The sequence below is a fragment of the Streptomyces lydicus genome (genome assembly GCF_004125265.1).
GTDB classification, from domain to species: domain Bacteria; phylum Actinomycetota; class Actinomycetes; order Streptomycetales; family Streptomycetaceae; genus Streptomyces; species Streptomyces lydicus_C.
This window is the reverse complement of sequence record NZ_RDTE01000003.1, coordinates 5,202,670-5,220,653: the sequence shown is the minus strand read 5'-3', so window position 1 is coordinate 5,220,653 and position 17,984 is coordinate 5,202,670. Positions and strand designations below refer to the sequence as shown.

Below are 17,984 nucleotides of genomic sequence, written 5' to 3'. Positions count from 1 at the left end.
CTCACCGCCCCTTCGGCAGGCCGAGGATCCGCTCGGCGACGATGTTCTGCTGGATCTGCGAGGTGCCGGCCGCGATGGTGTACGAGAGGGAGGAGAGCCGGTCGGCGGCCCACTCGTGGTCCGCGTCCAGCGCGCCGGCCCCGAGCACCTGGGCCGCCGTGTCGTACAGCTCCTGACGGACGTGCGAATAGCGGAGCTTGAAGACCGAGCCGCCGATTCCCGGCACACCACCGCCGCTCCCCCGCCGTCCGGCGCCCGGCGGACCCGCCATCGCCTCGCTGACATTCCACTGGATCAGCCGCCACAGCGCGGCGAACTCCGCATGCAGCCGGCCCAGCCTGCGGCGCAGCACGGCGTCGTCCCAGCGGCCGTTGGCACGCGCGGCCCTGGCCAGCGCGCCGAGCACCCGGCGGCAGGCCACCACCTCGCCGACGAAGGCGGTGCCGCGCTCGAAGGACAGCGTCACCATCGTCACCCGCCAGCCGTCGTTCTCCGCGCCGACGCGGTTGCCGACCGGCACCCGCACCTCGTCGAGGAACATCTCGGCGAACTCCGTCGAACCGGCCAGGGTGCGCAGCGGCCGGACCGTCACGCCCGGTGCGTCCATGGGCATCGCCAGCCAGCTGATGCCGTGGTGCCGGGGCGCGGCCGGGTCGGTGCGGACGAGGAGTTCGCACCAGTCGGCGACCTCGGCGTGCGAGGTCCAGATCTTGGCGCCGCTGACGACATAGCTGTCCCCGTCGCGTACGGCCCTGGTCCGCAGGGCGGCGAGGTCGGAACCGGCGTCCGGTTCACTGAAGCCCTGGCACCAGATCTCGTCGCCGCGCAGGATCGGCGGCAGCCAGCGGGCGCGCTGTGCCGCGCTGCCCTCGACGGCGAGGGTCGGCCCCGCGTGCAGCAGTCCGACGAAGTTCGCGCCGACGTAGGGCGCCCCGGCACGCTCGGTCTCCTCCAGGAAGATCAGGTGCTGGGTGGGCGTGGCGCCCTGCCCGCCGGCATCCAGCGGCCAGTGCAGGCCCGCGTATCCGGCGTCGTACAGCATCCGCTGCCAGGTGGTGTCATAGGCCCGCCGGCCCGGCCAGTCGGCCGCGGCGGGTTTCTCGGGGAGCCGCGGCAGCACCTCGCCGAGCCAGGTGCGCAGCCTGGCCCGGAAGTCTTCCTCTTCCGGTGTGTAGGTGAGATCCATGGGGACTACCCGCGGAAGAAGCGGCAGAGGGGGCGCCGGCCGGGCGGACCGCCGTCGACGGAAGCGCAGTAGGCGGCGGAAGTGCGGGAGCCGGCGGGAGTACGGGCGGCGGGAGCGCAGAAGGCGGCGGGCGGTTCGGGAACCGGCTCGCGCAGCCCGCCGCGCGGCAGCTCCATCACGTTCCCCATCGTTGTCCCCTCACCGAGATTCTGATGGACCGTCAGAAAAAGGCTAGCCCCGTCCCCGCCGGACCGGCAAGGCGTCGGCCTCCACCCAAGGCGCCCGAAGAGGAGTCGCGGGAGCGGTCCGGGGCGGCGCGGGTGCGGTTCGGGGCGGCGGGGCTGCAGGGCGACAGGGCGACTCCTGCGCGCAGGAGTGATTCCATGACCGCGAACACGCCTCCCGCCCCCTCCGTCCACCGCCGCGCGCTGATCACCTGGCTGGCCGTCTACCCGACCATCACCGTCGCCCTGGGGCTGCTCGGTCCTGCCACCGCCCACCTGCCGCTGCTGCTGCGCACGCTGATCCTCACCGCGATCGTCGTCCCCACCGCCGCCTACGCCCTCGTCCCCGCGCTGATGAAGGCGAACACCGCCTTGTCCCGCCTCTCCCGATAACCCCGTGCCCCGCCCCTCCTCCCCTTCCTCCCTCTCCTTCCCCCTCCTCAAGTGCGCCGGGTGTCCGCCGCGGGCCCCTGCGGTCACCCGCTGTCCTCCTCACCCCCTACGGTCACCCCATGAATCACTCGCGACCCCGTATCGACACCGCCGCGCGCCGTGCCCGCCTCGGGCGTCGGCACCTGCTCGCGCCCGCGTACCGGGCGGGCCGTACCGAGGAGGTGGCCGATGCGGTCGTGGGGCTGCATGCCAGCGATCCGGCGACCGTCCATCTGGCGGCCTGCGCCCGGCTCGCCGCTCCGGACCCGGTCGAGGTGGAGCGCGCCCTGTACGACGAGGGGTCGCTGGTCCGGCTGCTGTGCATGCGCCGCACGCTCTTCGCGGTGGGCGCCGCGCTCGTGCCGGTCGTCGCCTCGTCCACCGCGACGACGATCGCCGCCAGGGAGCGGGCGGGGATGGTCAAGTGGCTCACCGAGGGCGCCCCGGGGTGGGACGAACGGCGGCTGGCCGATGTGGAGAGGAGGACGCTGGCCGCGCTGAGCGCACACGGCGAGGCGACCGCGGCCGAACTCGCCGCCGAGGTGCCCGACCTGCGCGACACCATCGTGAACTCCCCCGGCAAGCCGTACCAGGCCACGGTCGCCGTCTCCAGCCGGATTCTGCGGGTGCTGGCCGCCGAGGGCCGCATCCGGCGCGGGCGGCCGCGCGGCGGCTGGACCAGCAGCTCCTACCGCTGGCGGCCGGGCACCGCGTTCGCCGAGCTGCCCGCGCCGCCGGCTCCCGAGGCGCGCGCCGCCCTCGCCGGCCGCTGGCTCGCCTCGTACGGACCGGCGACCGTCGACGATCTCAAGTGGTGGACGGGCTGGACGCTCACCGCCACCCGGCAGGCGCTGGCCGCCGCGGGCGCCGTCGAGGTGGACCTGGACGACGGCACCTCGGGCGTCGCGCTGCCCGGTGACCTCGCGCCGGTCGCCGCGCCCGAGCCCTGGGCCGCCCTGCTGCCGGCCCTCGACCCCACCGCGATGGGCTGGAAGAACCGCGACTGGTACCTCGACCCGGCCCATGTACCGCAGCTCTTCGACCGCAGCGGCAACATCGGGCCGACGGTGTGGTGGTGCGGCCGGATCATCGGCGGCTGGGCCCGGCGCGCGGACGGCGAGATCGTCTGGCGGCTGCTGACGGACGGCGGGGGCACCTCCCTGCCCGGGCGCAGCCGAGGGCTCGGGGGAGGCGGCGAAGCCGCCGCGGCGGTGGCGGCCGAGGCGGCACGGCTGGCGGCCTGGCTCGGGGACGTCCGCGTCACCCCGCGCTTCCGGACTCCGCTGGAGCGGGAGTTGAGCAGGTGACGGGAGAAGAGGAGGCGGCACAGGTTGAGCGGGTGCCGGCCAACGGCCTCGCCGCCGGCCGGCCGCCTCAGCCCGGCCGGCCGCCTCAGCGCGGGCGACGGCCTCAGCGCGGCCGGTAGGCGCTCGTCGCCTGCTCGTACAGCTCGTCCACCTCGTGCCGACCGCTGTCCGGGCCGATGACGAGGACGAGGTGGTAGCGGCCGTTGTGGATCATCGCGAGGTTGCGCACATACACCTCGCGTCCGCTGCCGTCACGCCAGGAGAAGGTGCCCTCGGCCATCGCCGTCTTCCCGACGTCGATCCGCTGCAGACCGGAGGCCGAGGCCCAGCCGGAGGAGCGGTACGGCGCCAGCTCGGCTTCCTTGTTCTGCATATACGCCATCGGGTCGGTGCCGGAGTGTGCCGTCGTGTCACGGCCGGGCACCACCACCAGCTCGTAGTCCCCGCCGACGTACCGCACCTGGCCCCGGTCGTTCGCCCCGCGCCGCTGCCAGCCCTTGCGGACCGCGACCTGGAAGCCCGCGGGGTCGGTGCGGACCTCGAAGTCCTTGGCGACCCCCGTCGGCCCGGTGGCCGGCGGCGCGCCGGTGCCGGACGAGCCGCCGTCGCCCTTGTCCTTGTCCTTGTCCTTGGGCGGAGTGGGCGACGCGGGCGCCGAGCCCGAGGTGCCCGCGCGGTCCGCGCCTCCCCCACCGGTCTTGGCGTCCTCACCGGACTTGGGCAGGAACGCCATCGCATAGATGACCGCGCCGACGAGGAGGAGCAGGATCACGGTCAGCAGCAGCCGGCCGAGCGGGCGCGGCGCACGCGCCGGGCGCGCCTGCCGCGACGTGTCACCCAGACCACCCTGGCCAACGTGACCGACCTGACCGACCTGATCGACGTGGCCGACGTGGCCGACCTGATCGACGTTGCCGACGTGGCCGTCGTGGCCCACCTGGCCGACCTGGCCGACCTGGCCGAGCGTCTGCTGCTCGTACGGCTCCCCGTCCGCGGCCCCGTCGTACCCCCAGGGCTCGGACGGCTCGGCGCGCCGCTCCGCCCGGGTCTGCCGGGGCGGCCGGAGCGGCTTGGGCTGCTTCGGGGGACGGGGCGAACGGGGCGAACGGGGCGCCGCGGCGAGCGAGGCGGACCGCTCCGGGTCCGGCGCCGGAGGGACGGGCGGTGCGGCTACGGCGGCCGGCGTGCCGTCCGCCCCGGCGACGGCCGGTGCCGGCTGCGGCCGTGTCCACCGGGACGCCCGGGTCTTCTTGTGGCGCCCCTTGGGGACGAGTTCACCGCGACGCCGCACGATCGGCAGCCGCCGCGGATCGGTGCCCTGCGACGCCGGCATCGTCACCAGCCGGCTGCCGGCCTCCGGCTCCGGTGCGGTACGGATCAACGAGCGCAGCCAGCCGCTCAGCTCCTCGAAATCCGGGCGGTCGGCGGGATCCTGACGCAGCAGGGACTCGACGACGGGCCGCAGCGCCCCGCACTCCTCGGCGACCGCGGGCGGCTGCGAGCAGACCAGCTGCGCCAGTTCGGCGGCGCTGTCCTCGGGGAACGGCGGCTGCCCCTGCACACTGCGGTAGAGGAGCGCACCGAGCGCCCAGAGGTCGGTGGCCGGGCCGACCGGTGGCGCCAACTGCCAGTTCTCGTGGACCGGCCCGGCCTGCTCCGGTGCCCAGCGCTCGGTGACCGGGCCGATGACGGTCAGCCGCGTCTGCCGGGCCCGCTCGGCGGCGAGCCCGGCGGTGGGCCGGCCGTATGCGGAGGCGGTGGCGGTGGCAGTACCAGCGGCGCCGTCAGCCGGGGGCTTGGTCAGCGACGTCGAGTCCGAGGCGGGCCGGTCCGCCGCGGCCCCGTCGGGAGCGGCCTCGTCGGAGGCGGCCCCGTCGGAAGCAGGCCCGTCGGAAGCGGCCCCGTCGGAAGCAGGCCCCTCCACCGTGGTCGCGTCGCCATCCGGCCGGTCCGCCGCCGACTCACCGGACACGCTCCCGCCCCCACCGGACGCCTCGCCTCCGCACAGCGCCTCCTGCGCCGCGCCCACCGCCAGGCCGGTCAGGATGGCCCGGCCGTCTTCACAGACCAGGACCGTGCGGGCGGTGATGTTGCGGTGGAGCCAGCCGTTGGTGTGCAGCACCCGCAGCGCGGTGAGCAGGTCCGCGGCGATCTCGGCGGCGCGGTGCGGGGACAGCGGCCGCTCGGCGAGCAGCGCGGACAGCGGGCGGGCGGTGAGGAGTTCGGCGACGATCCAGAGGCTGCCGTCCTGCGCGAAGGCGTCGAAGACCTGCTCCAGCCGGGGGTGGTCGGCCAGCTGCGCGGCCGTGGTCGCGGCCTCCAGCGCGCGTCGTACGGCGGGATCGCGCGGGCTGCGGTCGGCAACCCCGGCCGCGCCCGCGGCCACGCCCCCGGCCATGCCGCCTGCCGTCCCCCGCGCGGTACCGAAGCGGCCACCGCCGGGCCCCCGCTCGCCGGGCCGCCCTGCCGTCGCCGCCCCCACGGCCTCCGCCCCGACGACCTCCGCTTCGACGACCTCCGGCAGCGGCACCTGACGGATCAGCACCTCCTGCCCGCTGAAGGTGTCGAACGCCCGGGTCTCGGTGAAGTCGTCGTCGCCGAGGGGCCGCAACGGCAGGCGGTAACGCTCGGCGAGCACCCTTCCCGCGTACTCGTCCACGACGCCTCCCCGCAGCGCGCACTGTGTCTACCGTCGCGCCGGAGCCGCCCGTCGGCGCTGGCGCCTCCGGTCACTTCCGGTCGTCTTCCCGCCGATTGCGGATGCGTACGGTCTTCGCTGTCTCACGATACGTGCCCGCATCGGAGCTTGCGGGCCGCTCGGCGCAACGACGCGCAACCTCTCCGCGCGCGCCCGCTCCGTTCTCCGTCCGGCCCGTGCCCCGGTCCCCGACCGGGGCACGCCCCCCGTTCCCCGCTCAGTCCTTCAGCGCTCAGTCCTTCAGCTCGAACGTCTTGAACGCGGTCGAGATCATCTGCTGGCAGGGCTTGTCCGACCAGGCGTCCGCCTTGCAGGTGATCATGATGGCGTAGCCGTGGTGGTCATCGGCCCGGAAGCCGCGGTCGAGGACCCGTACCTTCTCGCCGCTCTGGCGACGGGTGAACGACCAGTCGGCGACGGTCGGATAGTCCCGCCACTTCACCGACTTGATGCCGATGAGGTGGTAGTCGTCGCTGGACGAGCGCACGGCCGGCTCCAGGCTGCGCCAGGAGGCCGCCGCATCGGTGCCGGGCTCGGCGTTGTAGTCGATCTGGATCCGCGGGAACCCGCCCGAGGCGCTGTATATGGCGCCGGAGCCCTCCCCCGCGGTGTCGGTCTGGTGGAAGCCCTTGGGCATCGCCATACGGAAGTGGAACTTGTCGTTGGTGAGCTCGGCGAAGCCGCTCGGCACGTCCTTGCCGCCCTTGCCGCCGTCGCCGTCCTCGCCGCCGGTGTCCTCGGCCGGGGTGAGATTCGGCGGCTGCTCGCTCGCCGGGTCCTGGCCCTTCGCCGGGCCCTTCGCCTGGTCCCCGCTCGTGTCGGCCGCGTCCGTCGACGGCTTCGCCCGGCTCGCGGACGACGAGGTGTCCGGCTTGCCGGACGCCTTGCCGCCCTTGTGCGCCGAGTCGTCGCTGCCCAGGGAGACGGCCAGCACCGTGCCCAGTACCGCCAGGACGACGACCACGGCCACGATGATCAGCGTGCGGCGCGGAACGACATCGGTCACCGACGCGCGGGCCGGCGGACGGCTCCCGTCACCGGATCTGGAGTCCGGACGGGCTGCCGCCATCGCGGCGGCGGCATTGCGGACGGACTCCAGGGCGCCGCGCACCTTCTCCTTGGCGGCCTCGGCGTCGAACCCCGGCCGGGCGCCCGCCGGCCGGGCCGTGCCCGGGCCGGCCGAACCCGCCGTACCGCCGGCATCCGCCGCGGCGGAGCCGGTCGCCCCGCCGTTCGCCGCATCGGCCGTCGAGCCGGCCGTCTTCGACTGCGGACGCCCGGTCCGCGCCGGCGCGCTCGACGAGGCGGCCTCACCGGCACCGGCCCCCTTGCTGCCCTTGCTTCCGGCGGCCTTGCTCTTGCCGGCCGTGCCGTTGCCCGCCGTGACACCTGCGGACGTGTCGGCACCGGCCTTGGCACCGCCGGAGGTGCTCGCGTTCCCGGCCGCCGGCTCCGCCACCGGCGGCTTCGGAGCGGGCTTCGACTTCTGTGCGGCCTTCGACTTCGGAGTGTTCTTCGACTTCGTCTTCGGCTTCGGCGCGGCCTTCGGCTCCGCCCGCTCCGGGGGCGCCGTCGGCAGCGCCATCGCCCGGGTCGCGTCCATCGGGGGCTCCGGCGTCTTCGCCTCGGGAGCGTGGACCACGTCCTCCAGCAGCACCCGCGCGCCGGCGTCGTCCAGCCGGGCGGCCGGGTCCTTCACCAGCAGGCCGTAGATGACCTCTTCCAGTTCGCCGGCGCTCTTCGGCGGCTCGACCGGCTCGGTCATCACCGCGGTCAGCGTGGCGATCGCGGAGCCCTTGTCGTACGGCGGAACGCCCTCGACACAGGCGTACAGCAGGCCGCCCAGCGACCACATGTCGGCCGGCGGGCCCGGCTTCTGGCCGCGGGCGCGCTCCGGGGAGATGTAGGAGGGGGCGCCGACGAGCATGCCGGTCGAGGTCACGGAGGGGTCGCCCTCGACCTGGGCGATACCGAAGTCGGTCAGCACGACCCGGCCGTCGTCGGAGATCAGGACATTGGACGGCTTCACATCGCGGTGCAGGATGCCCTCGGCATGCGCGGCGCGCAGCACATCGAGCACGACCAGCCCGACCTCGGCGGCGCGGCGCGGGGTGAGCGGGCCGTCGTCGCGGACGACCTCGGCCAGCGAGCGCCCCTCGACCAGCTCCATCACGATCCACGGGCGGTCGTCCTCGTCGACCACGTCATAGACCGTCACCGCACCGTTGTTCCGGATCCGGGCGATCGCCTTGGCCTCGCGCAGGGTGCGGGTGATCAGACGACGCTTCTCGTCCTCCTCGACCCCGCCCGGGAAGCGCAGCTCCTTGACCGCGACCGTGCGGCCCAGGACCTCGTCGCGTGCCCGCCACACGGTGCCCATGCCGCCCCGGCCGAGAACATCGGCGAGCCGGTACCGCCCGGCGAGCAGCCTGCCCCCTTTGCCGTCCATCTCGACCTCGTCGCCCACTGAATCCCCTCTGCAATCCAGCCGAGTTGGCAGCTTCGACGTCCCATCGATCACCAAACTGGCCCAACTCGGACAACCCACCCTGGCAGAGCCTTCATTCTCCCTCATCCGCGGCCATGCGGAAGGCCCGGGTCTATGCCGGACGACACCTCGTACCCGTCATGATGGCCCCGACGAACGGGAGTCCCGATGCCGAAGCGCTCGCCTCGCCCGGCCGCGACCGCCGCGCTTCCGCCCGCGCCGCCGGTCGCCGGCCGCCGCCGCGCGCTACTCCGTTCGGGTGCCCTCGCCGCCCTGACCGTACTCGCTCTGACGGCGTGCACCGCAACGCCCCGCCCGGCCACCCTCGCGCGCGAGGCGCCCACCCGGCCGCCAGCGACGACGCGGCACGCACTGCACCGGCTGGTCGACGACGGGGCCCCGGGCGCGGCCTCCCTCACCACCCGCGCGGGGTACCCCGACACGCGCTACGCGGCGGCCGGCGTGGCCGATCTGCGCAGCGGCCGCACGATGCGCCCGCGGGACCACTTCCGGGCCGGCAGCCTCACCAAAACCCTGGTCGCGACGGTCGTCCTGCAACTGGTCGCCGAGGGCCGGCTGTCGCTGCACGACAGCGCCGCCGCGCACCTCCCGCCCGGCGTGCCCGCCACGGGAGACGGCGACCGCAGCGACCTCCGCAGGGTGACGATCCGCCAGCTGCTGGACCACACAAGTGGACTGTTCAACTACACCCAGGACCCCCGGCTCTCCCGGCAGCTCTTCGGCAAGGACTTCGGGGCCCACCGCTACGACAGCCACACCCCGGCCGAGCTGCTGCGGATCGCCCTCGGCCACCCGCCGGTGGCCCCTCCGGGCACCCACTACGCCTACTCCAACACCAACTACCTGGTGCTCGGCCTGGTCATCCAGGCGGTCACCAAAAACCCGTACGCCACGGAGATCCGCCGCCGCATCCTCGTCCCCGCCCGGCTCACCCACACCTCCTTCCCCGGCACCGACCCGGTCCTGCCCGAGCCGCACGGCCGCGCCTACTCCCAGGCCGGTGGGCGGCGGGTGGACGCCACCTCCCTGAACCCCAGCCGGGCGGGCGCGGCCGGCGAGATGGTCACCACCCTGGGCGACCTCAACCGCTTCTTCGCCGCACTCCTCGGCGGCAGGCTCCTGCCGCCGCGCCAGATGGCCCAGATACGCGACGGGAAGGGCACCGGCGGCGCGTACGGCCTCGGCCTGTACGAGACCAGGCTGTCCTGCGGCGTCACGGTCTGGGGCCACAACGGCGACATCAACGGCTCCTACGCCCGGACCGCGGGCACCGCCGACGGCCGCCACATCGTCAGCTACCGCCTCAACACCGACGCCCTGGCCCACCCGGCACACGGCACCGCGGTGCTGACCGCGGAGTTCTGCGCGTCCCGGCGCCCTTAGGGGGACCCCAGGCCCTAGGGGATCCGCAGCCCTTAGGGGAGCCGCAGCCCTTAGGGGATCGCAGCCCTACAGCGGCACGATGTCCGGAGCCCCCAGCCGCGCCGCATCCGCCGTCAGATCGTCCGGCTGCCGCTGGGATTCGCGCTCCGCCTCGACCCGCTTCCTGTAGTGCGTGATCTCCTTCTCGATCTGGTCGCTGTCCCAGCCCAGCGTGGGGGCGATCAGCTCGGCCACCTCGCGGGCGCTGCGGGTGCCCCGGTCGAAGGTCTCGATGGAGATGCGGGTGCGCCGGGTCAGCACGTCGTCGAGATGGCGGGCGCCCTCGTGCGTACAGGCGTAGACCGCCTCGGCCCGCAGGTAGTCGTCCGCGGCCGCCAGCGGTTCGCCCAGCGAAGGATCGGCCACCACCAGCTCCAGCAGCTCCTCGGTCAGCGAGCCGTACCGGTTCAACAGGTGCTCGATGCGCGCCACATGGAGCCCGGCGCGCGCCGCGATCCGGGCCCGCGCGTTCCACAGCGCCCGGTAGCCCTCGGCCCCGACCAGCGGAATGTCCTCGGTGACGCTCTCCGCGACCCGCTGGTCGAGGCCGTGCACCGCCTCGTCCACCGCGTCCTTCGCCATCACCCGGTACGTCGTGTACTTGCCGCCGGCGACCACCACCAGCCCGGGCAGCGGATGGGCGACGGTGTGCTCCCGCGACAGCTTGCTGGTGGCATCCGACTCCCCGGCCAGCAGCGGGCGCAGCCCCGCGTACACCCCCTCCACATCGTCCCTGGTCAGAGGGGTCGCCAGCACCGCATTCACATGCTCCAGCAGATAGTCGATATCCGCGCTGGAGGCCGCCGGGTGCGCCTTGTCCAGATCCCAGTCCGTGTCCGTCGTCCCCACGATCCAGTGCCGCCCCCACGGGATGACGAACAGGACGCTCTTCTCGGTCCGCAGGATCAGCCCGGTCGTCGAATGGATCCGGTCCTTGGGGACGACCAGGTGGATCCCCTTCGACGCCCGGACATGGAACTGCCCGCGCTCACCGATCAGCGCCTGGGTGTCATCCGTCCACACCCCGGTGGCATTGACGACCTGCTGGGCCCGGATCTCGTACTCACCGCCGCCCTCGACGTCCTGTACCCGCGCGCCGACCACCCGCTCGCCCTCGCGCAGAAAGCCCACCACCCGCGCCCGGTTGGCGACCTGCGCGTCATAGGCGGCCGCGGTCCGCACCATCGTCGCCACATAGCGCGCGTCGTCCATCTGCGCGTCGTAGTACTGCAGCGCGCCGACCAGCGCGTCCTTCTTGAGGCAGGGGGCCACCTGCAGGGCCCGCTTGTGGGACAGATGCCGGTGCAGAGGCAGCCCGCGCCCGTGCCCCGACGAGACGGACATCGCGTCGTACAGTGCCACGCCCGAGCCCGCGTACGGGCGCTCCCAGCCCTTGTGCTGCAGCGGATACAGAAACGGCACCGGCTTGACCAGATGCGGCGCCAGCCGCTCCAGCAGCAGCCCCCGCTCCTTCAGCGCCTCCCGCACCAGCGCGAAGTCCAGCATTTCCAGATACCGCAGACCGCCGTGGATGAGCTTGCTCGACCGGCTGGAGGTGCCGGAGGCCCAGTCGCGCGCCTCGACGAGTCCGGTGGACAGGCCGCGGGTCGCGGCGTCCAGAGCCGTCCCCGCGCCGACGACTCCGCCGCCGACCACAAGAACGTCCAGCTCCCGCTCCGCCATTCGGGCGAGCGCTTCGGCCCGCTGCGCCGGTCCCAGTATCGCTGTCTTCACCGCTGCCTCCCGCTGTGATCGGGGCCACACCCCCGGTCCGTCGATTCTGTCCGCGCCGCGTTCCGGTATCCACCCTCCGCTCATGGCGACAACACCCCGCCGCCTTGATCCATCAATCCCTATTCTGGGTCAAATATCCGCTTAGTCTACTTATGCGCGATCGCCAGCCGCTCACGTCATGCGCCCACGTTCATTCGCAGTCGCTCGGGAAGGACGGCCGCAGCATGCCCGCAGACCTCGCCGTCATCGGACTCGGTCACCTCGGCCTCCCCCTCGCCCAGGCCGCCACCACCGCCGGCATCGGCACCATCGGATACGACCCCGACCCGCACACCGCCGCCCTCTCCAGCGCCGACGGGCCGCTGTCCGCCACCGAACTCCGCCGCCTGCTCTCCGCCGGTTTCCGCACCACCACCGACCCCACCGCCCTGGGCCGGGTCCGTACCGCGGTCCTCTGCGCGCCCACGCCCCTCGGCGAGGACCGCGCACTGGACCTCACCGCCCTCGCCGACGCCGCCCGCACCCTGGCCGCACAGCTGCGCCCGCACACCACGGTGATCCTCGAATCCACCGCCTATCCGGGCACCACGGAGGAATTCCTGCGCCCCCTCCTGGAGGAGGGCTCCGGCCTCACCGCCGGCCGCGACTTCCACCTCGCCTGCTCCCCCGGCCGCCACGACCCCGGCAACCGCACCCACCGGTACGCCAACACGCCCAAGGTCATCGGCGGCCTCACCCCCGCCTGCACGGAGGCCGCCGCCGCCTTCTACAGCCGCCTCACCGACAAGGTCGTCCGCGCCCGCGGCCCCCGCGAGGCCGAGACCGCCAAGCTCCTGGAAACCAACTACCGCCACATCAACATCGCCCTGATGAACGAGATGGCGGTCTTCTGCCACGACATCGGCGTCGACCTGTGGGACGTCATCCGCTGCGCGGAAACCAAGCCGTTCGGCTTCCAGTCCTTCCGCCCCGGCCCCGGAGTGGGCGGCCACGCCGCCCCCGTCGACTCCAACTGCCGCTCCCACAAGGGCCGTTCCCCGGGCCACCCCCCACTTCGCATGGTCGAACTCGCCCAGGAGGTGAACGGCCGGATGCCGCGCTACGTCATCCAGCGCTGCGCCACCCTCCTCAACGAACACGGCAAATCCGCCCGCGGCGCCCGCGTCCTGCTGCTCGGCGTCACCTACAAGCCGGACATCGCCGACCAGACCGGCGCACCGGCCCTCGAAATCGCCTCCCGCCTCACGGAGCTCGGCGCGCACCTGACGTACCACGATCCGTACGTCCCCCAGTGGTCCGTCCTGGGCCGCCCCGTGCCCAGGGCCGACTCCCTGTACGAAGCCGCGGCCGCCGCGGACCTGACGGTGCTGGTGCAGGCGCACCGGACGTATGACCTTCAGGGGCTGGCGGTGAAGGCGCAGTTGCTGCTGGATACTCGCGGGGCGACTCCGACGGGGGCCGCGCATCGCTTGTAGCCGCACGTTGCGATCGCCTCCGGCGGGGGGGGTGTTGTTTGGGCGGCGGCCGCTCCTGCTCTGTGGTGGGTGCCGGTGGCGGGCCTCCGGGGGTGGGTGTGCGGACTGCTTCGCTTTACGTCCGCACACCCACCCCCTCCGGCCCACCACCTCCCGCCCGAGAACGCGACCCCCGCCCGGCGGGGGTGAGGGTTTTCAAAAGCCAGTAGCTCGGCCCGCATCGTGGTGCGGGCCGAGCTACTGGTCTTTTGTTTTCTCCTGCTTCCCCACCGGGGTGGGGTCCCTCAAACCGGCGGGAGGGGGCGGGGCCGGAGGGGTGGGTTGTCGGACGTAAAGCGAAGCAGTCCGACAACCCACCCCGGAGGCCCCGTCACCGCCACCCACCACACAGCCGGGGCCCCACCCCCAACAACCCCACCCGCCGAAGGCGGGAAACGTACGGCGGGGTCACCCGACAACGTGGGAAGCGCCGCGTCAGCGGTTGTCGTGCTGCGACGGCGCCACCGTCACCTCGACCCGCTGGAATTCCTTCAGCTCCGAGTACCCCGTCGTCGCCATCGCCCTGCGCAGCGCGCCGAAGAAGTTCATCGAGCCGTCGGGAACCGTCGACGGCCCCAACAGCACCTCCTCGGTGGTGCCGACCGCCCCGAGGTCCATCCGCTTGCCGCGCGGCACGTCCTCGTGGACCGCCTCCATGCCCCAGTGGTGGCCGCGCCCGGGCGCATCCGTGGCGCGGGCCAGTGGCGAGCCCATCATCACGGCGTCGGCGCCGCAGGCGATCGCCTTGGGGAGGTCGCCGGACCAGCCCACACCGCCGTCGGCGATGACGTGGACGTAGCGGCCGCCGGACTCGTCCATGTAGTCGCGGCGGGCGGCCGCGACATCGGCGACCGCGGTGGCCATCGGGACCTGGATGCCGAGGACGTTGCGCGTGGTGTGCGCGGCGCCGCCACCGAAGCCGACCAGCACACCGGCCGCGCCGGTCCGCATCAGGTGCAGCGCGGCGGTGTACGTGGCGCAGCCGCCGACGATGACCGGGACGTCCAGCTCGTAGATGAACTGCTTGAGGTTCAGCGGCTCGGCCGCGGAGGAGACGTGCTCGGCGGAGACGGTGGTGCCGCGGATCACGAAGATGTCGACACCGGCGTCCACGACGGCCTTGGAGAACTGGGCCGTGCGCTGCGGGGAGAGCGCGGCGGCGGTGACGACGCCGGCGTCGCGCACCTCCTTGATGCGCTGCCCGATCAGCTCTTCCTTGATCGGCGCGGCGTAGATCTCCTGGAGCCGCTTGGTGGCCGTGGGGCCGTCCAGCTCCGCGATCTCGGCGAGCAGCGGCTCCGGGTCCTCGTACCGGGTCCAGAGGCCTTCGAGGTTGAGGACGCCCAGGCCGCCCAGCTCACCGATGCGGATCGCGGTCTGCGGGGAGACCACCGAGTCCATGGGAGCGGCCAGGAACGGCAGCTCGAAGCGGTAGGCGTCGATCTGCCAGGCGATCGAGACCTCCTTCGGGTCGCGGGTGCGGCGACTGGGTACGACGGCGATGTCGTCGAATGCGTATGCCCGGCGGCCGCGCTTGCCGCGCCCGATCTCGATCTCAGTCACGTGTGTGGCCTTTCCCTCTACGTCTGCGGCTCCAGTATCCCCGACACACCGAAGCCCGCGGCCGGGGAGCGGCCGCGGGCTTCACGGTAGGGCCGTGCTAGCGACGTGTGTAGTGACGCGCCTCAGCAACCATCCGGCCCTGTGGTCCCGGGGGACCTCAGCGACGGGAGTAGTTCGGCGCCTCGGTGGTCATCTGGATGTCGTGCGGGTGGCTCTCCTTGAGGCCCGCGGAGGTGATGCGGACGAAGTGGCCCTTCTCCTTGAGCTCGGGGATGTCGGCGGAGCCGACGTAGCCCATGGAGGCGCGCAGGCCGCCGACGAGCTGGTGGGCGACCGAGGAGAGCGGACCGCGGTAGGGCACCTGGCCCTCGATGCCCTCGGGGACCAGCTTGTCCTCGGAGAGGACGTTGTCCTGGAAGTAGCGGTCCTTGGAGAAGGACCGGCCCTGGCCGCGGGACTGCATCGCGCCGAGCGAGCCCATGCCGCGGTAGGACTTGAACTGCTTGCCGTTGATGAAGACCATCTCGCCGGGCGACTCCTCGCAGCCGGCCAGCAGCGAGCCCAGCATGACGGTGTCCGCACCGGCCGCGATGGCCTTGGCGATGTCGCCGGAGAACTGCAGGCCGCCGTCACCGATCAGCGGCACGCCCGCGGCGTTCGCGGCCTTCGCCGCTTCGTAGATCGCGGTGACCTGCGGGACGCCGACGCCGGCGACGACGCGGGTGGTGCAGATGGAGCCGGGGCCGACGCCGACCTTGATGCCGTCCGCGCCCGCGTCGATCAGCGCCTGGGCGCCGTCACGGGTGGCGACGTTGCCGCCGACGACATCGACGTTGATGTTGGACTTGACCTTGGCGATCATGTCGAGGATGCCGCGGCTGTGGCCGTGCGCGCTGTCGATGACGAGGAAGTCGGCACCGGCCTCGACCAGCGCCTGCGCCCGGTCGTACGCCGCGTCGCCGACGCCCACCGCCGCACCGACGACCAGCCGGCCCTCGGCGTCCTTGGCGGCGTTCGGGTACTTCTCGGCCTTGACGAAGTCCTTGACCGTGATCAGGCCCTTGAGCACGCCCGCGTCGTCGACCAGCGGCAGCTTCTCGATCTTGTGGCGGCGCAGCAGCTCGATGGCGTCCTCGCCGGAGATGCCGACCTTGCCGGTGACCAGCGGCATCGGCGTCATGACCTCGCGGACCTGACGGCTGCGGTCCATCTCGAAGGCCATGTCGCGGTTGGTGACGATGCCCAGCAGCTTGCCCGCGGCGTCGGTGACCGGCACCCCGCTGATACGGAACTTGGCGCACAGCGCATCGGCGTCGGCGAGCGAGGCGTCCGGGCGGACCGTGATCGGGTCGGTGACCATGCCGGACTCGGAGCGCTTGACCAGGTCGACCTGGTTGGCCTGGTCCTCGATGGACAGGTTGCGGTGCAGAACGCCCGCGCCACCCTGCCGGGCCATGGCGATGGCCATCCGGGCCTCGGTGACCTTGTCCATCGCCGCGGACAGCAGCGGGATGTTCACCGCGACGTTGCGCGAGACCCGGGAAGCGGTGCTCACCGCGTTGGGCAGCACCTCCGACGCGCCGGGCAGCAGCAGCACGTCGTCGTATGTCAGCCCGAGCATGGCGAATTTGGCGGGCATACCGTCGACGTTGTCACTCATGACACCTTCCCCAATGCTCTTGCCTCAGCGCGGACTCCCATGCTAACGGCCTAAGGAAGTGTCCCAATCCACGAGCGATGAGGGCCTTGTCACTTGTGTATTTCTACGGCGATATTCCGCCGTGGACAGCGGGGATCTGCTACTGCTCGGCGAGCGCCCGCAGCCTGCTCAGCGCCCGGTGCTGGGCGACCCGCACCGCACCCGGCGACATCCCCAGCATCTGCCCGGTCTCCTCGGCCGTCAGCCCGACGGCGACCCGCAGCAGGACCAGCTCCCGCTGGTTCTCCGGAAGGTTCGCCAGCAGCTTCTTGGCCCACTCGGCGTCGCTGCTCAGCAGCGCCCGCTCCTCGGGGCCGAGGGAGTCGTCCGGCTGCTCGGGCATCTCGTCGGACGGCACGGCCGTGCTGCCCGGATGCCGCATCGCGGCCCGCTGCAGATCGGCGACCTTGTGGCCGGCGATGGCGAAGACGAACGCCTCGAAGGGCTTGCCGGTGTCGCGGTAGCGCGGCAGCGCGCAGAGCACCGCGACACAGACCTCCTGCGCCAGGTCCTCGACGAAGTGCCGTGCGTCACCCGGCAGCCGCGACAGCCGGGTGCGGCAGTAGCGCAGGGCGAGGGGGTGCACATGAGCCAGCAGATCGTGGGTGGCCCGCTGGTCACCCTCGACGGCACGTGCGACGAGAGCGCCGATTTCCTGCTTCCCGTCATCACGCATCGGACCATGGTGCCTTGGCGCCGTCCGATCCGCGGCATCAGGTCCGAACTTGTGCGCCGAAGCGTTATGCGCGGCAGGTGCGCCGGCTGTCATGTCCTGCGCCCTCCCCTCGTGCCCGACCGACCCGTCCCCGAGGAACTCCATACCTCAAGGATGCGGCACCGCGCGGGGAATCGGACCGCCACAGGACGCGGCGGCCTGCGGGGCATCCCACGGCCCCGCCCGCCGCAGGGCGGGCGGGGATCTTCACTCCCCCGCATCGCTGCACGTCACAACGCCTTAGCGGACCAGTCCCCAGCGGAAGCCCAGCGCCACCGCATGCGCCCGGTCGGAGGCGCCGAGTTTCTTGAAAAGGCGCCGCGCGTGGGTCTTGACCGTGTCCTCCGACAGGAACAGCTCACGGCCGATCTCGGCGTTCGAGCGGCCGTGGCTCATGCCCTCCAGCACCTGGATCTCGCGCGCGGTGAGCGTGGGCGCGGCGCCCATCTCGGCGGACCGCAGCCGGCGCGGGGCGAGCCGCCACGTCGGGTCGGCGAGCGCCTGGGTCACCGTCGCCCGCAGCTCGGCGCGCGAGGCGTCCTTGTGCAGATAGCCGCGGGCACCGGCGGCGACCGCGAGCGCGACACCGTCCAGGTCCTCGGCCACCGTGAGCATGATGATCCGGGCGCCGGGGTCGGCGGACAGCAGCCGGCGCACGGTCTCGACACCGCCGAGACCGGGCATCCGTACGTCCATCAAAATCAGATCCGAGCGATCGGCACCCCAGCGGCGGAGGACTTCCTCGCCGTTGGCCGCGGTCGTCACACGCTCGACGCCGGGCACGGTCGCAACCGCCCGACGGAGCGCCTCTCGGGCAAGCGGGGAGTCGTCGCAGACGAGGACGGATGTCATGACCGCCCTCCGCAGCTGATGCGCGTCACCTTGAGCCTCCAGGCTGGTACGTATCGTCACCTGTGCGATTGGCGGCCTCGGACATCTGCCCGACGGCTACCTCTGCCAATCGCCTCCGCACTCTCAACG

13 protein-coding genes are annotated in these 17,984 nt (G+C 72.8%); 4 read left to right on the top strand and 9 right to left on the bottom strand.

Translation table 11 applies throughout. The features are described from left to right. Position 1: 1 nt before the first annotated feature. Together D9V36_RS25510 and D9V36_RS25505 are read right to left on the bottom strand one after the other, a co-directional pair. The gene (locus D9V36_RS25510) at positions 2–1,186 is read right to left on the bottom strand and encodes an acyl-CoA dehydrogenase family protein (RefSeq protein ID WP_129295795.1); all 1,185 of its coding nucleotides are present in this window, start codon (positions 1,184–1,186) and stop codon (positions 2–4) included. A gap of 5 nt (positions 1,187–1,191) precedes the next feature. Then, positions 1,192–1,374: a hypothetical protein gene (locus D9V36_RS25505; protein WP_129295794.1), complete on the bottom strand. Its 183-nt coding sequence runs from the start codon at positions 1,372–1,374 to the stop codon at positions 1,192–1,194. 195 nt (positions 1,375–1,569) lie between these two features. Between D9V36_RS25505 and D9V36_RS25500 the strand changes: the two genes are divergently transcribed. Together D9V36_RS25500 and D9V36_RS25495 are read left to right on the top strand one after the other, a co-directional pair. Beyond that, positions 1,570–1,803, top strand: coding sequence for a hypothetical protein (locus D9V36_RS25500; RefSeq protein WP_129295793.1), 234 nt, complete (start codon positions 1,570–1,572; stop codon positions 1,801–1,803). 119 nt (positions 1,804–1,922) lie between these two features. After that, on the top strand, positions 1,923–3,149 hold the full coding sequence (locus tag D9V36_RS25495; protein ID WP_129295792.1) for a winged helix DNA-binding domain-containing protein: 1,227 nt from the start codon (positions 1,923–1,925) through the stop codon (positions 3,147–3,149). A gap of 103 nt (positions 3,150–3,252) precedes the next feature. On the opposite strand, the gene D9V36_RS25490 is transcribed toward D9V36_RS25495, so the two are convergent. Together D9V36_RS25490 and D9V36_RS25485 are read right to left on the bottom strand one after the other, a co-directional pair. Beyond that, positions 3,253–5,808, bottom strand: coding sequence for a protein kinase (locus D9V36_RS25490; RefSeq protein ID WP_129295791.1), 2,556 nt, complete (start codon positions 5,806–5,808; stop codon positions 3,253–3,255). Positions 5,809–6,079: 271 nt separating this feature from the next. After that, a complete protein-coding gene (locus D9V36_RS25485) occupies positions 6,080–8,314 on the bottom strand; it encodes a protein kinase domain-containing protein (protein WP_241721027.1) in 2,235 nt (744 codons plus the stop codon). Between the two features lie 189 nt (positions 8,315–8,503). On the opposite strand from D9V36_RS25485, the gene D9V36_RS25480 reads away from it, so the two are divergent. Further along, a complete protein-coding gene (locus D9V36_RS25480; RefSeq protein WP_129295790.1) occupies positions 8,504–9,739 on the top strand; it encodes a serine hydrolase domain-containing protein in 1,236 nt (411 codons plus the stop codon). 66 nt (positions 9,740–9,805) lie between these two features. Here the strand turns inward: D9V36_RS25480 and D9V36_RS25475 are convergent, their stop codons facing one another. Next, positions 9,806–11,512 carry a glycerol-3-phosphate dehydrogenase/oxidase gene (locus tag D9V36_RS25475; protein ID WP_129295789.1) on the bottom strand — a complete coding sequence of 569 codons (1,707 nt, stop codon included), beginning with the start codon at positions 11,510–11,512 and terminating at the stop codon, positions 9,806–9,808. Positions 11,513–11,736: 224 nt separating this feature from the next. On the opposite strand from D9V36_RS25475, the gene D9V36_RS25470 reads away from it, so the two are divergent. After that, positions 11,737–12,987, top strand: coding sequence for a nucleotide sugar dehydrogenase (locus D9V36_RS25470; protein ID WP_129295788.1), 1,251 nt, complete (start codon positions 11,737–11,739; stop codon positions 12,985–12,987). Between the two features lie 474 nt (positions 12,988–13,461). Here D9V36_RS25470 and D9V36_RS25465 read toward each other — a convergent pair whose 3' ends face one another. The 4 genes from D9V36_RS25465 to D9V36_RS25450 form a co-directional block, all read right to left on the bottom strand. Next, positions 13,462–14,589, bottom strand: a complete 1,128-nt coding sequence (locus D9V36_RS25465) for a GuaB3 family IMP dehydrogenase-related protein (RefSeq protein WP_085925724.1) — start codon at positions 14,587–14,589, stop codon at positions 13,462–13,464. A gap of 157 nt (positions 14,590–14,746) precedes the next feature. Beyond that, positions 14,747–16,249, bottom strand: coding sequence for an IMP dehydrogenase (guaB, locus tag D9V36_RS25460; protein WP_030086061.1), 1,503 nt, complete (start codon positions 16,247–16,249; stop codon positions 14,747–14,749). 139 nt (positions 16,250–16,388) lie between these two features. Beyond that, positions 16,389–16,964, bottom strand: a complete 576-nt coding sequence (locus D9V36_RS25455; protein WP_043264857.1) for a sigma-70 family RNA polymerase sigma factor — start codon at positions 16,962–16,964, stop codon at positions 16,389–16,391. A gap of 279 nt (positions 16,965–17,243) precedes the next feature. Beyond that, positions 17,244–17,855 (bottom strand): response regulator transcription factor, encoded by a 612-nt coding sequence (locus tag D9V36_RS25450; RefSeq protein ID WP_003948568.1) that lies wholly within the window; start codon positions 17,853–17,855, stop codon positions 17,244–17,246. Positions 17,856–17,984 lie beyond the last annotated feature (129 nt).